The organism is Longimicrobium sp. (genome assembly GCF_048594345.1).
Taxonomy (GTDB): domain Bacteria; phylum Gemmatimonadota; class Gemmatimonadetes; order Longimicrobiales; family Longimicrobiaceae; genus Longimicrobium.
Map to the genome: position 1 here is coordinate 21,990 of NZ_JBMDXM010000276.1, position 14,965 is coordinate 36,954.

13 protein-coding genes and 1 pseudogene are annotated in these 14,965 nt (G+C 61.4%); 11 read left to right on the forward strand and 3 right to left on the reverse strand.

Features of this window, described 5'->3' with window-relative positions:
- Positions 1–67 precede the first annotated feature (67 nt).
- Positions 68–307 carry a hypothetical protein gene (locus tag ACOJUJ_RS28720; protein WP_420130364.1) on the reverse strand — a complete coding sequence of 80 codons (240 nt, stop codon included), beginning with the start codon at positions 305–307 and terminating at the stop codon, positions 68–70.
- Positions 308–383: 76 nt separating this feature from the next.
- Here ACOJUJ_RS28720 and ACOJUJ_RS28725 point away from each other — a divergent pair.
- From ACOJUJ_RS28725 to ACOJUJ_RS28735, 3 genes and pseudogenes are all read left to right on the forward strand, one after another.
- Positions 384–563 (forward strand): annotated as a pseudogene (locus ACOJUJ_RS28725) (type II toxin-antitoxin system RelE/ParE family toxin); the annotation flags it as partial.
- Between the two features lie 120 nt (positions 564–683).
- A complete protein-coding gene (locus ACOJUJ_RS28730; protein WP_420130375.1) occupies positions 684–995 on the forward strand; it encodes a HigA family addiction module antitoxin in 312 nt (103 codons plus the stop codon).
- Between the two features lie 15 nt (positions 996–1,010).
- The gene (locus tag ACOJUJ_RS28735) at positions 1,011–1,511 is read left to right on the forward strand and encodes a type II toxin-antitoxin system HicB family antitoxin (protein WP_420130365.1); all 501 of its coding nucleotides are present in this window, start codon (positions 1,011–1,013) and stop codon (positions 1,509–1,511) included.
- 114 nt (positions 1,512–1,625) lie between these two features.
- Here ACOJUJ_RS28735 and ACOJUJ_RS28740 read toward each other — a convergent pair whose 3' ends face one another.
- Positions 1,626–1,901, reverse strand: a complete 276-nt coding sequence (locus ACOJUJ_RS28740) for a hypothetical protein (protein ID WP_420130366.1) — start codon at positions 1,899–1,901, stop codon at positions 1,626–1,628.
- A 619-nt stretch (positions 1,902–2,520) separates the two neighbouring features.
- Between ACOJUJ_RS28740 and ACOJUJ_RS28745 the strand changes: the two genes are divergently transcribed.
- From ACOJUJ_RS28745 to ACOJUJ_RS28780, 8 genes are all read left to right on the forward strand, one after another.
- Positions 2,521–3,303 (forward strand): MBL fold metallo-hydrolase, encoded by a 783-nt coding sequence (locus tag ACOJUJ_RS28745; protein ID WP_420130367.1) that lies wholly within the window; start codon positions 2,521–2,523, stop codon positions 3,301–3,303.
- Between the two features lie 230 nt (positions 3,304–3,533).
- Positions 3,534–4,325: a hypothetical protein gene (locus tag ACOJUJ_RS28750; RefSeq protein ID WP_420130368.1), complete on the forward strand. Its 792-nt coding sequence runs from the start codon at positions 3,534–3,536 to the stop codon at positions 4,323–4,325.
- A 46-nt stretch (positions 4,326–4,371) separates the two neighbouring features.
- Entirely contained in the window at positions 4,372–5,067 is a 696-nt protein-coding gene (locus ACOJUJ_RS28755) for an NTP transferase domain-containing protein (RefSeq protein ID WP_420130376.1), read from the forward strand.
- Between the two features lie 33 nt (positions 5,068–5,100).
- Positions 5,101–6,255, forward strand: coding sequence for an inositol-3-phosphate synthase (locus ACOJUJ_RS28760; protein WP_420130369.1), 1,155 nt, complete (start codon positions 5,101–5,103; stop codon positions 6,253–6,255).
- Complete coding sequence (locus ACOJUJ_RS28765; RefSeq protein ID WP_420130370.1) at positions 6,245–6,901, forward strand: HAD family hydrolase; 657 nt, start codon at positions 6,245–6,247, stop codon at positions 6,899–6,901. The genes ACOJUJ_RS28760 and ACOJUJ_RS28765 overlap by 11 nt, the downstream gene beginning before the upstream one ends.
- Positions 6,902–6,969: 68 nt before the next feature.
- Positions 6,970–7,755 (forward strand): hypothetical protein, encoded by a 786-nt coding sequence (locus ACOJUJ_RS28770; protein WP_420130371.1) that lies wholly within the window; start codon positions 6,970–6,972, stop codon positions 7,753–7,755.
- A gap of 1,126 nt (positions 7,756–8,881) precedes the next feature.
- A complete protein-coding gene (locus ACOJUJ_RS28775) occupies positions 8,882–11,626 on the forward strand; it encodes a DEAD/DEAH box helicase (protein WP_420130372.1) in 2,745 nt (914 codons plus the stop codon).
- Between the two features lie 690 nt (positions 11,627–12,316).
- A complete protein-coding gene (locus tag ACOJUJ_RS28780) occupies positions 12,317–13,255 on the forward strand; it encodes an ATP-grasp domain-containing protein (RefSeq protein WP_420130373.1) in 939 nt (312 codons plus the stop codon).
- Positions 13,256–13,541: 286 nt separating this feature from the next.
- Here ACOJUJ_RS28780 and ACOJUJ_RS28785 read toward each other — a convergent pair whose 3' ends face one another.
- Entirely contained in the window at positions 13,542–14,609 is a 1,068-nt protein-coding gene (locus ACOJUJ_RS28785) for a patatin-like phospholipase family protein (RefSeq protein WP_420130374.1), read from the reverse strand.
- Positions 14,610–14,965: the final 356 nt, after the last annotated feature.

Genomic DNA, 14,965 nt, shown 5'->3' on the forward strand with positions numbered 1-14,965 from the left:
ATAACACGACAGCCGCGGGCCAACTCTGGCCTGCGGCTGTTTGCTTCCTCGGCTCCCTCGCCTGCCCTCAGGCATCATCCTCGCTATCCGCGAGTTCCCAGTGCTGGACCAGACCCTTGGTCTCGGCCCAAGCGCCGGAGGCGGCGCGGGCGGTGCGCAGGTCGTCGGCAAACTCCAGCACGGCTTCGGCGACCTGCGGGTCCATCGAGAGCTCGTCGGCGCCGGTGCAGCGGTTGAGCTTGATGGTGGAGTGTGCCAGCGCCTCGAAGACGCCGAATCGGTCCGTCAGCATCTCCAGCAGCCGCATGGGCGAGGCGGGGACGCCGGCATGGCTGGTGAGCGAATAACCTTGAAATGCATAACGCGTTGCGTTATGGTTGGTGATGATCCGGAGCTTCGCTGACCGTGAGACGGAGCGTCTCTTCGCCCGCACGCCTGGCCGGCGGTTTCCGCCCGAGCTTCATCGGGTGATGCTGCGTAAGCTCCTTCAACTCGATGCCGCCGACCGTCTGGATGATTTGCGCATCCCGCCGGGCAATCGGCTGGAGGCGCTGAAGGGCGATCGAAAGGGCCAGCACAGCATTCGCGTCAATGACCAGTGGCGCGTCTGCTTCCGCTGGACGATGGAGACGCGTACGAGGTGGAGATTGTCGATTATCACTGAATCGTGGGGAGAACCAGCCATGCCAACAAACGCCAAGCTGGCGCCGATCCATCCAGGCGAGGTCCTGATGGAGGATTTTCTGGTTCCGCTCGGTCTGTCGCAGTATCGGCTCGCGCAGGACCTCAGCGTTCCTCCGCGCCGCATCAACGAGATCGTCCACGGGAAGCGGGCAATCACGGCGGATACAGCGCTGCGGCTGGCCCGCTACTTCGGGACTAGCGAGCAGTTCTGGCTCAATCTGCAGTCGCGCTATGATTTGGAGGTGGAGCGGGACCGGCTGGGTGCGCGTCTGGAAGAGGAAGTGGCGGTCTTCGCGTCGCAAGCGGCATAGGGCAGAGATCTGCGGATGCACTTTCACATCGAGGTTGAACGCGAGGAGGACGGCCGCTGGATCGCCGAGGTGCCGGAGCTCCCTGGCGTGATCGTCTACGGGGAAGACCGTGCGAGCGCGGTTGCCAGGGCACAGGAGCTTGCCGTGCGCGTTCTCGCGGAACGGCTGGAGGACGGCGGAATGGAGGATCTGCAGGAACGCGCTCTCCGGGCCAGCCATGACAAGTACGAGACCGCGCTGGCCGAGGTCCCGCATGTCCAGCCCGAACTGTACGATCGCCTGAAAAAGGCGGCTGCCCTGCTGGATCCGGCCGAGGAGCGTGCGCTGGCGGAGGAGGGACTTGCCGCTGATTTCGAGGCTTGGCCTGAGTACTCGGACGAAGATTGCGATCACCAGTCGCAAGAGCGGGAAAGCGAGATTACCGCGCGGCTGGATGAAATCTACGCCACAGAGGAGAGCCGCCTGGATGCTGCCCTTCTCCGCGCGCAACGCCAGTCAGTCGATCCGGACAACTGATACCTGCACCTCCCGCGTATTGCGGGTAGGCGTTCAAGTATGCTCACATGTAAACACGACAGCCGCGGCCAACTCTGGCCCGCGGCTGTTTGATTCCTCGCCTCCTGCTCGCGCTCAGCCGTCCTCGCTTTCCGCCGGCTCCGTGTGCTGGATCAGGCCCTTCGTCTCGGCCCAGGCGCCGGAGGCGGCGCGGGCGGTGCGCAGGTCGTCGGCAAACTCCAGCACGGCTTCGGCGACCTGCGGGTCCATCGAGAGTTCGTCGGCGCTGGTGCAGCGGTTGAGCTTGATGGTGGAGTGTGCCAGCGCCTCAAAGACGCCGAAGCGGTCCGTCAGCATCTCCAGCAGCCGCATGGGCGAGGCGGGGACGCCGGCATGGCTGGTGAGCATCATGCGCGAGCCTCCTTCCGCGCGCGGAGGGTGGGAGCGGAGCCTGCGGATGTGCGGGGTGCGCGCATGGCGATCTCCAATCCTCTTGACCCTGGCCGCGCAGCAGGGGTAGCTTTGGCGAGCGGGCGGCCTTCGGGTCGTTCCGTGTGTGAGGCTGGCCGTGTCTTCTTGGCGGGAGAGGCGGCCAGCCTTGCTATTTCTCCCTGCTGCTAACAATATAGTTAGCAGTGGGCAGTCTGTCAATTGCATTGTTAGCAACTATGGATTTTACCGAAGCAACTGATCGACTCATGAAAAGCGTGAGTCTCGCTGATCTGGCGCGCGAATTGGGAGCTTCATACGGCCTGATTCGTCAAGCGCGGATGGACCCTGCATCACCGTCCTATCGGCGACCGCCGGAAGGATGGAAAGCTGCAGTTGCGCGTCTCGCGGCGGTACGGGCAGAGGAGTTGCTGAGTCTAAAGCTCGAACTGGAGGATGATCACGCGCCTTCGTAGGCTACCATGTGACGAGATACTTGACTCAGACCGGATGGGATTGCTACGATATCGCACCGATGGCGGATGCTTTCCGCCTTGTTTTCATGACTTCTTCATCCCCTAGATCTTGAGCAGGAGGCGATATGCAGATTACAGCACTTGGGGTTTGGACGCATAGCTATGCAGGACCGACAACTTCATTCCATGTTGATTATGGTGACGTTCGAATTCTGCTGGATACTGGCGTTGATCCCATTGGTCGAATGCGTGAGTTGTCTATACAACCTACCGAATGCACTCACCTCTTCCTCTCGCATTTGCATTCTGACCATTCCTCGGGTTTCTCGAATTTCGTGTTTACAAGAGAACTGCTGGGTAGATCCTTGGATGGCGGGGGGGCGCCACTGACGATTCTTGGATCGGCCGGTGTGCTTGAAGGATGTCGTGCTCTACTCGATCTCCAGTATCCGGATCGAAAATTCAACGTTCTTTGGAAACCACTGATAGCTGATGGTGAAATTGGGCTGACGGATCAGATCTCTATCCGCACTGTCGAAACAATTCATTCGGTGGAGTGTCATGGTTGCCGCCTATCGGCATCCGGAGGTGTAGACGTGGGCTTCACGGCCGACACCGCACCCAGTGAGGAACATATCGCGTTTTTTGCGGACTGCGGGATTCTGCTTGGCGAAGCGTTTGGTACCGAAGCGCGCGTGGGTCAAACAGTTAATAAACGGGGACATTCTACTGCTGAAGATCTTGGTCATTTGGTTTCCAAATGCAAGCCTAGCTGGGTGATGCCGTTCCACTTTGGGCCGGAGTGCGCTGACCTAGCGGAGCGTAAGGCGCTTCTTAAAGCGGCTTCTGGAGGTCGTTCAGACCTCACCATGATCGATCCGGTGGCCTCGCCTCGTTTGTCAATCTAGTTCGTTAAACACGAGCGATGCTTTTCGCCCCAGGGATCGAGGTTCTCCTAATTGGTACCTCGGCGACGGCCCTTATGGTGGTATTGGCGGTATTGGCGAATAGGCCAAGCCCGAAGCGATTCACCGTATTCTTGCACGCTCTCATACTTGGTGTATACCTACCGCTCCTCGCATTGGGGATTAATGAATTGGACGGTGTTCTGAGTGCAACGAGTGGATGGTTCGCTATCGTGTTTACTGCCGTGATTTCGATCATGTCTCATGCCCAGTTCATTACGGCTCGTCAATTGATTTCTGCGCGTCAAGAGATCGCGCGCAACGTTGCAAAAACATCATTGCCGTCTCCTGCGTCTCGGGGTGGATTGGTATCAGCCCAAGTTTTGGTGAACACAAGTGTTGCGGAGTATCGTCGAGCAGTTGTTAAAGCAGAAGCACAAGGAAAAGATTTTGCATATATTCAGCGGCGGCTCGCGCCTTATCTTCACAAGGATGAAGCACTGCACTATATAGCTACACAACGATTTGGAGCGGGCAATCCCGAGATGGAGGCATATGTGGCGGCGCATCAGAGTCGGAGAGCAGCTTTTTTTTCTGCCTTGGGTGCAGGCGTTCGCTACAGAGAGCTCTTTCCTCGGAGCGCAATCGTGCGCTATGTCGCGACGGGAACACACTCGGATGAAATGTGGCCCTTGCCAGTATCAACCATTATCGAACTGTTAGATAACTGGAGGGAAGTACTTCTGCGTTATCACAATTACTATGTGGGAATCTCTGACCACGCTCTGCCGATCAAGTACCATGTTATTGATGCTGAGTGTGTCATCCTTCATGAGCCGGTTGGGAAGGGAGATGACATCCGCCTCAACTCTCTTTTCATCTACGGTCGTGATGTGGCATCCATAGCCGTCAAGGACTTCGATTTAGTATGGGGCTTGATAGATCCTGAGTGGCGCGATCGAGAAAGAATAGCTCGGTGGATCTCAGAAGAGCTAGTTCCGCTTGCTAATCGACGGCTTCCATGATTCGGAGGTGGAACAGGTGAATGGGATCACACGGGTCGCTGGCATCATGGCTGCTGGGGCAGGACGGCGGCTAGCTCGCTTATCACGTTGCAAACCACTAACGATGGTTGCCGGTAAGCCGTTGATAGATCATGTATTCAGCCAGTGTTCGGATGCGGGGATCGAGGAAGTATTTATCGCGATCAGAGCAGGTGAGACGGAACTTGAGCAGTATATTCGCAAGGAGGTGAGATTCCCAGGTGGTGTTCGGATAGTGCGAGTCCCCCCAGATGGGGGTACGGGCGCATCACTCCATGCCCTAGTACAGGAAATCGGAAACGCTGCCTGTCTCATCAGTACAGCAGATACTGTTGCCTCGCAGGGAACATACGAGCGACTTTTGCGGTTCGTTGGCAGCACAGCGCCTACAACTGCTGTTGTCTTGGCAACCACCTACGTATCTGACGATGATCCCATTTGGGTCGTGAGCACGCCTGATGGACGGTTGCTGCGGATCGCGAAAGGCATACCGCCGACCTCGATGGTGTTTGCGAACGTGCGTTGGCTATCAGCGCAAGCCTGCGAATACATTGGGGGATTGACAGTGCTGCATCAGGAGCGAGACATGAGTATCATGGCTGCGTTGCTCCGACAACCGGACAGTGACGTGCGTATTTACGTGGAGACCCCTGTTTTTGATGTAGATGATCCCTCAGATGTTGAGGCAGCAGCATTGTTCCTGAAGGGACAGATGAGTGCCTAACACACCCCTTACCCTAATTCAGGAGGGAGTTTCATGGAACACGTTGGGGAACACTCGGCTGACCGCTTAGGAGTTCTCTTGGTCGGAGCGCTGGGGATGACTGGAACTGCCGTTATGGGTGGTATTATTGGGATAAGGAATGGTGTAGTTCATGAGGAGTACGGAACGACAAGTCACCCGATTTTTGCCAGCACTCCACTTCAATCTGCCAAGTCAATGGTCGTTGGAGGGTGGGACTACATGCGCACTCCTTCGCGCAGCGTCCGTGAATATGGTCATCTCCCTCCAGCGATTATCGAGTCGATTTGCGAAGAACCCATTCAAATTTATCCCGGGCTATGGACACCTTTCGAATACCCACTCCGGGATGATCAGCAAGATGTCCGGCTCCCGACTTCCTTGAAGGAAGGCGCTGCCATGGTGTCGTCCGACATTGAACTGTTCAGATCCACAACTGGCTGCAATCGCGTTGTAGTAGTATTTGTCGGCACCCCCTCACGTGATACGGGGTCTATACCATCGCTAGGGGCTCTTGCTGAACAACAAAACCAATTGTTGCCGAGCGGATTGATGTATGCCTTTGGTGCTGCTAACGCAGGTGCGCATTTTATTGACTTCACGCCTAGTAACACATTGGAGTATCAAGATCTTTGGAGTTATGCTGAATCCAAGGGGGTACAGATAGTTGGACGTGATGGGAGTACTGGACAAACAATGATGAAAGTCACTCTTGCTGAGATGTTGAGCCGTCGTGGCATCCGGCTTGAAGCGTGGTACTCAACGAATCTCATCGGTAATCGCGACGGGCTCGTCCTTAGTCATCCAGAATACTCGGTGCCGAAGCTTGCAGATAAAACTGACTCTCTGCAAGCTGTAGAGACTGGGTTCCACCGTGTGCGAATCGAATACTGCCCGCCCTGGGGTGATTCGAAGGAGGCTTGGGATGCGATTGAGTGTCGCACTTGGCTGGGTGCTCCTTTATCAATCAGAGTCGATTGGCGCGGCCACGACTCACAATTAGCCGGAGCGGTAATTCTTGATTTGATCCGGTTGGTAGACCGGGGCGCATCAATCGGGCATTCTGGATTTCGTCCGCAACTTGGGTTCTTCTTCAAACGTCCATTCTTGAGGGAAAGTACCACGATCTCTGAGCGCTGGGCAGAACTGATTGAGACGTATGCACGATAAAACTCGTCGCCAGACAGATGCATATCAGGAAGTGTTTGCCAAGGTTAAGAGCAAGCACTACCGATTCGTTTGCTTCGATTTTGGTGGAACTCTGTTTGATTTTACTCCGCTGCATGTTAGCGCATTTCTAAACGCAATGGAAGTGCCGTTCGATACTCCCTTGGCTTCGCAGGTCGAGTCTGCTGTTCGCAGTGCACTTTTTCGAGGTGTAGATTCGTTCGAGATGATGCGGGAGGTGGCGGCACAGACTCAGAAGATGGATGAACAACTTTGCCGGGATATCGTTCTGAAGAAGCGCACTCTGATCGAGTATTATCTTGACAGCGCCATTTTAGATCCGAATGCTCGTTCATTCTTACTCCGAGTGATGAATTATGCGCACGTGGCGGTCCTTAGCCGAGGGTTGGTACAATCTATGGAAGACATACTAGCTAGAACCTTCTCTGTTGATCCGCCTTCCATAAGGGTGTACGGGCGCCATTCGCTTGATGAGCGTGTTGATAAGTGTGCACTGCTTGAAACTGCTCTCAGAGATTCAGGGATTCCAAAGGCCGCGAGTTTGTATGTTGGTGACGCTCAGGTTGACCGGTTATTGGCAGAGGCCGTTCAGCTTAACTTTATCCATATCCAGCCCTTCGAGTTCTAATCGTAGCGGCTAGGCCGATGTGGTGGTCTCGTGCCTCAAATCTTTTACTCTGTGAACACCAACCACCTATGAACGAGTTGCAGCGATCTTCAGGGGAGCTAGGCACCGAGCAGGACAGCTTAACGTCCCTCCGGGACCGAAGAAAGGAACTCACGGATCGCCGCCGTCGAGTTCAGAGCTTGTATTATGCGTTGTTCGGCGTCGCCCTCCTCGCCTTTGTGATGCTACCTCTGATGTCGCTGTACTATTTTCGGACAAAGGGGATTTTCTCACCTGTCTCTCTCTTGATGATGACGTATGCGTTGGTTCCGCTTTCCATGCTTCCAGCGTACCGTTTAAGGTTGAGAGATCTCGAGATCGATATTCAAGACATAGATTTCCAAACGGATCTGCTCAGCTTTGAAGTAAGTAAGCGTGAAAGCCGGGCCGAGAAAGTACTAAGAATTAATGATGCGCAACTTAGGCGGTACTATGATCTTAATCTGAGCCAAAACTTATGGGTGTTTGGCCTCGGGGCGGTCTGTATTTTCCTCGGTGTCGGGATTATCGCATCAACGCTCTACCTTGTATTGAAGGTTGCCCAAACCCCGGATACACAGATCATAACCGCTGTATTGGGAGGCGTGGGCGCGCTACTCACGAATTTTGTGGCAGCCATTTACCTCAAGATGAATACCTCTGCTACCGATAATCTTGCTGCATTCCATGCGAGGCTCGTCGATACCCATCAACTCCTGCTCGGGAGTTTAATTGCCTCTCGAATTGAGAGTGACGAGAAGCGTTGGGAAACCCTCTCCACCCTGTCGCTGCGAATCGTTCACCCGCGTGCCGAGTCACAGCAGAATCAGGCGTAGCTCGATACCAACTCGTGCGTATAGAACTGCATTCATCGAATGCACGAGAGGAGTGACGGCGTCAGGCTTTATTTGACATTCGATTGTTGGAGCGCAGTACCAAGCTGTTGTGATCGAGCATGTTTTCACGGGATCTCCTGGTGGCGTAACTTAGTGGAAGCTCCTTGGCCTGCTTCCTGCCCTTCCGCCCGCCGCGTAGATTGACGCGGCGGGCGGTTTGCTGCCGCCAGATCCGGGTCCCACACGCCACACCAGCACAGAAACGGAGCCGCATGGTCGAGGTACCCAGCACACCTCCCAGCGAACGCTATCCCGGCCGCCCCGCCCGAGGGGCGCTTACATTGGTTGAGCTTCCTTATCCACTACAATTGAGATTGGCTCGGAAGGAGCATAGCACAACAGGCTCCTGATGTGCGACTCAACGCGAGATCTTAGGTCGGGATCACTGCAGACGCGCTGGTGGAAGTCATCTACTGCGTTCCGCATCGCTTCGAATAAAGCCTCTATCTCCACGACGAGCGCATCGCGAGCATATGCTGCGAGGATCGGGTCATCTGGTTTATGTCCAGTGCGCCAACGATACACGATTGTCTTAGCTTCGCCTTTTCTCGATAAGCCCGAATCCGGCCCGTGCGTGTGAACGATTCCGCATCTCGCCCCATATAGATCAGAGGCAGTCAGAGGTGTTGTGAGGTGGTGAAGGAGGTAATCGTCAACCCATCCTTTGAAAAAACTGCGATTCGTCTCCAACTGCCCCACTGGACGTGTTAGAGCTGAAAGCGCATCGATTGCCGAGAAGATGAGTGTGACCGCTGACAGGACACATTTCTTTTTTACACATGCCTCGATCCCGACTCGCATACCCCGCTTTCCATACCACACCGTCTCCAAGTCAGGGTGGACCATCATGGCAAGGCTCCGTTAAGCACAATGTGAGGTGGTCCGCGCAAAGCACGAACTCTTAGCTGTCATCTCTTCTAGCGAAGGATCTGTTCAATGCCCAGACGGGCGCAAGCCCTTGGCCTGCTTCCTGCCCTTCCGCCCGCCGCGTAGATTGCGCGGCGGGCGGTTTGCTGCCGTGAGAAACCGGGTCCCACACGCCACACCAGCACAGAAACGGAGCCGCATGGTCGAGGTACCCAGCACACCTCCCAGCGAACGCTATCCCGGCCGCCCGCCCGAGGGGCGCGTGGTCGTCATCGCCCCCACCCGCGCGGCGTGCGAGACCATCGAGCTGGGCGTGCAGCTTACGGGCGTGGAAACCGTCATCCAGCGCGAGCACGGCGAGGAGATCCGCGACCTGGCGCGCGCGGGCCGCGGCTTCGGCATCATGGCGGGCACGGGCACGGGCAAAACGCTGGCGATCCGCCCCATCGCGCAGGAGATCCTGGGTACGCAGGAGCTGCGCGTGGGCGTCGTGAACCGCGAGCGCGAGGCCACGCCGGAGACGCCGACGTGGAACGTGGTCATCGTCACCACCGGCATCGCGCGGCGGTGGCTGCAGGACGACATGATCGACGCGTCGGACGTCGTCATCGTCGACGAGATCCACCAGACCAGCGCGGAGCTGGAGCTGTGCCTGGCGCTGGCCAAGCGCGCCGGCTGCCGCTTCATCTGGCTCAGCGCCACCGTCGATCCCACCTTCTACAGCCAGTACCTGGACAGCGCCGCCGTCATCGAATCGTCCGCCTTCGATCCCGACAAGGCGGCGGAGGTGCGCGTCAGCAACACCAGCGACCCCGTCAGCTTTCTGGGCGACCGCTTCATGCGGCACGTGCAGAAGGACCGGCGCGGCGTGGCCGTGTTCGTCCCCACGCGCGCGGGGACGGAGCAGGTGGCCAAGGTGGTTACGGAGCGCTACAAGGGCGTGCTGACGGAGTTCTACCACGGCGGCGAGCCCGTGGCCAAGCTGCGCCCGTTCCTGGAGGATGAGGGCGCGCCGCACCCGTTCGTGCTGTCGATGACGGCCGCGGGGCAGAGCGCGCTGAACATCCGCGGGCTGGACACGGTGGTCATCGAGGACGCGCAGTTCACCACGCTGGTCAAAAAGGGCAAGAGCGTGCTCACGCGCCTGCCACTGGGCGCCAACGAGATTCTGCAGATGGCCGGCCGCGTGCACGGGCGCGTGGAGAACGGCCAGGTGTGGATCCTCTCCGAGCGCGACATCGTGTTCGAGAACCTGCGCCCCACCGAGCCGCACTTTCAGCTGGCCGGCGACCCCGAGCGCGTGGCGATGACCTGCGCCGACATGGGCGTCCGCGCCGACGAGCTGGACCTGCCCGTGCCGCTGGACCGCATCGCCTACCGCCGCGCGGTGGAGCTGCTGCAGACGCGCGGCATCATACAGAACGGCCGCCTCACCCGCTACGGCCGCGAGGTAGAGGTGCTCCCCGTCGACCGCGCCTGGGGCGAGCTGCTGGTGCAGAGCGACGCGCACCTGGTGACCATCGTCGCCGTCTGCGCATCCATCGAGTCGCTGCACCGCATGCTGCGCCAGCAGGACAACGACATCGGCCAGTACGTGGTAGACGGCAGCGACCACCTTACGGCCTACGCCATCTACCAGGACGCGCTGGCGACCACGGGCTCGTTGGGCAGCGTGTACGGCCTGCCGCGCCACGTGTTCGACGCGGACGCGCTGGAAAAGTGGTGCGAGGAGCGGGGGGTGATGATGCGGGCGATCGAGGACGCCGCGCTCGCCATCGCCTCCATCTACCGCGGCCTGGGGCTGGAGCTGCCGCGGATGCTGCCGAAGCTCAACGCCAAGCTGGACCGCGAGTGGCGCGCGCTCGTCGCCCGGGTGATGCCGTTCGACCTGGTGATCGACGAGGAGACCAGCTGGGGCGAGGAGGTGAGCGTCTCCAAGACCAGCATGTGCCGCCCGTACGGCGCCGTCGCGGGCGAGATCGTCTACTTCGCGGACAAGATGGGGCGCGCGCGCGGCTCCATCAGCGGCAGCAACATCCCCAACGAGATGGTGTGGGAGTACGCGCGGCCGGGCGAGGCGGAGATCGTGTACGATGCCGCCCATCGCCGCGCGCCGCTGCGCCTGCGCCGCGCCAAGGAGTTCCACGGCTTCGTGCTGGAGAGCGACGACGAGGGGATCAGCCGCTTTCCGGAAGGGATGCAGGAGCAGGCCCGCCGCGCGCTGGCCGCCGCCGTGGCCAGCGGCCAGGCGTATCACTCCGACATCCCCGGCGTCCGCGAGACCCTGCGCGAGCTGCGCGAGGTCTTCCGCCGCAGCGCGGGGACCACGGCGGCGGTAAACGAGAGCGTGCTGACGGACCACCTGATGGCGCGTCTGGCGTCCGTCAACAGCTACGCCGAGTTCATGGAGACGCCGCTGCGGCTGGATCCGGACTCGCTGGTGCCGGCGGAGGAGCGTGCGCGGTGGATGGCGCTGCCCGACCACATCTGGATCGACGAGCGCTCGTATCCACTGGATTACGTGCTGGGGGATGATGGGACCGCCGTGGTGCGCGCCCGCATCCCGGCCAAGACGCTCAACCAGGTGGATGAGGAGGAGCTGCCCACCCTCGACCGCCCGCTGCACTGGACGGTCACGCGCGGCAAGCACGAGGCGATCCGCGCCGCCACGCTGGACGAGGCGCGCGTGCTGGTGCGCGACACCAGTTCCGCCACCCGCAACCGAGCCCGCGAGCAGGAGGAAGGTGGCCGGGGCGGCGGACGAGGCCGCGACGGCCGCGCCCGCGGCGAGGGCGGACGTCCGCGCCGCTCGGGCCAGCGCAAAGGTGGCGGCCGTCACGGCGGCCGCGGCGGCGACGAAGGCGGTTCGCGCGGCGGCCGTGGCGGCGGCGGAGGGGGACGGCGGAAGGGTGGGGGAGGGAAGCGGCCGCGGCGGGCGCGGTAGGGGGCCTCACCACGGCTCGGGCCCTCACCCCGGCTCGTTCCTCGCCTGCCCCTCTCCCGCAAACTGCGCGGGAGAGGGGATAAACTGCGATGGTGCAGTGGCTTCGGTAACGTCTCCGTTGATTACCTGAGGGAGCGCGCGCCGGGCCGTCCCGCACGCCAGACCCGGCGCGCGACCGAAGGATCTCCTCTCCGCGTGCTCGGCGCCTGCCGCAACCGTGCAGGCCTTTCCGCTACGAGCGGTTGAAGCCCCGTTCGGCGACGCGTGAGCGGCGCCGTACGGGGCTTATCGCTTTCCCAGCAGCGGGTTCACCCGCTCATCCGCCCGCTCATCCCCTCGCGTGGCGTTCCGTTGATGTCCACGGTGCAGTGGTTGAGATGGCGGGGTTGAGTGTTGAATATCGTCGTGTTAAGATGGTGCGCCGCTCCCGGGCATTCCGTCCGGGCGTGTGCGATGGCGGCGCGTGGCCGCCACCGTTCACCGATCACGGAGGAGAACGCCATGCTGGACAAGACGCTGGCCTGCGGCGAAGAGACCAACACCACCAACCGGTGGGAAGAGTGCGAGTCGATGCAGCGGGTGGAGACCGAGAACCCGTTCGGCTCGTTCTGACCATCACCGCGGCGGTGGAGCCGGCACCTGGCCGGCTCCCCCGCCGACGTTTTTCCCCCTGCCGCATCCATCCGCCGCATGCCGTCCACCACCGAAGTGCCGCGATCTGCCGCCACGTTCTCCCCCCGAGCCGATCGCCCCATCCTCATCGGCGGCGGCGACATCGATCACAGCATCCTGTCGCTGCTGCGCCGCGCGCGCGAACGGGAACTGCCGGTGATCGAGTTGCTGGTGGGCGCCACCGGCAACCCCGCGCTCACCTGGGACGTGGAAGCCGACACGCTGGTGCTGAACGGCCAGGAAATCCGCCCCGGCGCCGGCTTTCTGCGCTACGACGTCTTTACCGCGATGGCGGATCCGCGCCCATCCGTGAGCTTTCGCGCCAGCGCGTGGCACATCACCGCGCACGGGTGGATGCTTGCGCACGATGACCTGCGGATGCTGAACCGCGGCTACACGGGCCAGTCCAACAAGCCGTTCATGCTGCGCACGGCGGCGGAATGCGGCCTCGCCATCCCGCGCACCATCATCACCAACGACATGGAGATGCTGGACGGGCTGCAGGGCGCGGACGACATGATCGCCAAGCCGGTCCCCGGCGGCGGCTACACCAAGCTGCTGGCCGATCTGCTCGCCGACACGCCGCGCAAGGACGGCCGCTCGGCGGCGCCGGCGTTCGTGCAGCGGCGGATGGTGGTGCCGGAGGTGCGCATCTACGGCGTGGGCGGGCGCTTCATCCCCTTTCACGTCATCAGCGACCAGCTGGACTACCGTGCCGACGAGAACTCGCGCGTGGAACTGATGCCGCTGGAGAGCATCGACCCCGGCACCGTCGCAGCGCTGGCGCGGCTGATGGAGCGGCTGCAGATGGAGTACGGAGCCGCCGACTTCCGCACCCATCCCGACACCGGTGAGCTGGTGTTTCTGGAGATCAACAGCGGCCCCATGTTCGTGGGATTCGACGCCGTGAGCAACAACGCCGTCAGCGACGCCATCCTGGACTATCTGATCGGCTGACACAGGGGAGGGGCGTACCGGGCGCTGCAGACCCTCGAAATTTGCAGCAAAGGCGTTGACTTCCTGAGGGAACGCCGCGCGGGACCCGTCCGCACCCCAGACCGGCGCGCGACCGAAGGATCTCCTTTCCGTGCCTCGGAGCCCGCCGAAGAACGCGCAGGTCCTTCCGCCACGAGCGGTTGAAGCCCCGTTCGCGACGCGTCAGCGGCGCCGAACGGGGCTTATCGCTGTCCCAGCAGCGGGTTCACCCGCTCATCCCCACCCGCCCATCTCGACGGTCTGCCCATCAGAGCGGCCGCACGGCGTCAGCGACGCGGTCCGTGGCGATCAGCTCGCGCAACTCGTCCGCCATCTGCGCGCTGGCGGCGACCGTGGCGCGCCACACGCGGATGCGCTCGGCGTCGGGCATGCGGTAGAAGTCGTTGCGGTCCGGGATCTTGCCGCCCGGGAGCCGCGCCACGAACTCCGGTGTGGGCGCCAGGATCAGCGCGCGGCGAAAGTTCTTCCATCCCGCGCGCCGCCAGCTCAGCCCCTTGTCGAACCACCCGGGCACCACGTGCGCGTAGAAGTGCGGATACAGCACCAGCCCCGCGCCGGGCCCAAAGTCCAGGTCCAGGTGGTAGTCGATCACGCCACCGTCGCGGTGCATCCCCGCGGGCTCGCCGGGAATCGGCACGCCCTGCAGCACCATGGGGATGGATCCGGACGCCAGCAGCGCGTGCCGCAGGTTCTGGCGCGTGAGCGGGCGGTGCTGCGTGGGCAGGTCCGCCAGCTCGCGAAAGGGGCTGTCGTCGCCCGCGGTGTTGAAGATCACGCGGCGCATCTGCATCGCCAGCATCCGCCGGCTGACGAGGTTGCCCGCCGCCGCGGCCGCCAGCCCCAGCATCTGGATCGCGGTCCGCTCGCTGGCCGCCAGCCCGCGGCACTCCGCGGTGATCACGTGCAGCCGTGCCCACGGGTGGGATAGAATCTCCTCCTCGCCCGTTTCCCCCAGCATCCCGTCGATGACCGCCGCGATCGTCCGCGTCACCAGCGCGGGCGGCGGCTTGGTGGCGTATTTCTGCTCGATGTAGCCTTCGCGCAGCCGCTCCACCGCCGCCGCGGGGTCGCGCATGGCCATGCACGTCGTCCGCCAGCTGCCGATGGACGAGCCGATCAGGTGCAGCGGCCGGTCGCGCGGCCGGTTGAAGAACTCGCCGAACAGAAAGCGGTCCAGCCCTTCCAGCACCAGCCACTTGGGCCCGCCCGCCGCGCCGGGAACCACGTCCACGTCTTCCGCGCGCAGCCCGCGCTCGCGGATGATGGCGAGCGCGTCCGGCCCCGCGCTCAGCGCCAGCGATACAGGTGCAGTCACGAGGGAATAGGGAACAGGGAATAGGGAATAGCCGGCAACGACGGGTGTGGCATCGCCACGTCACCTCTGCTCTGCTCGCAATGTAGCCTGCCGATCCCGTGGCCGCGGACGCGCAGGTGCCTGGAACTCCGCACACCGCCGTGCCGCCGAGTCCGCGCAGGCGGACTTTGCGATTTTCCAGCGGCGAATTTATTCGCTCCTGGGGCGGACTCGCCCGATTGCCGGCCGAATCGAACACCACGCATCTTCACGCACTCACGCACTCACGCACTCACGCACTCACGCACTCACGCACTCACGCACTCACGCACTCACGCACTCACGCACTCACGCACTCACGCACTCACGCACTCACG

Excerpts from the sequence above, each read along its gene's own strand:
- ACOJUJ_RS28720 (WP_420130364.1), bottom strand. The coding sequence starts at position 307 with ATGCGGCTGCTGGAGATGCTGACGGACCGATTCGGCGTCTTCGAGGCG.
- ACOJUJ_RS28730 (WP_420130375.1), top strand. The coding sequence starts at position 684 with ATGCCAACAAACGCCAAGCTGGCGCCGATCCATCCAGGCGAGGTCCTG.
- ACOJUJ_RS28735 (WP_420130365.1), top strand. The coding sequence starts at position 1,011 with ATGCACTTTCACATCGAGGTTGAACGCGAGGAGGACGGCCGCTGGATC.
- ACOJUJ_RS28740 (WP_420130366.1), bottom strand. The coding sequence starts at position 1,901 with ATGATGCTCACCAGCCATGCCGGCGTCCCCGCCTCGCCCATGCGGCTG.
- ACOJUJ_RS28745 (WP_420130367.1), top strand. The coding sequence starts at position 2,521 with ATGCAGATTACAGCACTTGGGGTTTGGACGCATAGCTATGCAGGACCG.
- ACOJUJ_RS28755 (WP_420130376.1), top strand. The coding sequence starts at position 4,372 with ATGGCTGCTGGGGCAGGACGGCGGCTAGCTCGCTTATCACGTTGCAAA.
- ACOJUJ_RS28760 (WP_420130369.1), top strand. The coding sequence starts at position 5,101 with ATGGAACACGTTGGGGAACACTCGGCTGACCGCTTAGGAGTTCTCTTG.
- ACOJUJ_RS28765 (WP_420130370.1), top strand. The coding sequence starts at position 6,245 with ATGCACGATAAAACTCGTCGCCAGACAGATGCATATCAGGAAGTGTTT.
- ACOJUJ_RS28770 (WP_420130371.1), top strand. The coding sequence starts at position 6,970 with ATGAACGAGTTGCAGCGATCTTCAGGGGAGCTAGGCACCGAGCAGGAC.
- ACOJUJ_RS28775 (WP_420130372.1), top strand. The coding sequence starts at position 8,882 with ATGGTCGAGGTACCCAGCACACCTCCCAGCGAACGCTATCCCGGCCGC.
- ACOJUJ_RS28780 (WP_420130373.1), top strand. The coding sequence starts at position 12,317 with ATGCCGTCCACCACCGAAGTGCCGCGATCTGCCGCCACGTTCTCCCCC.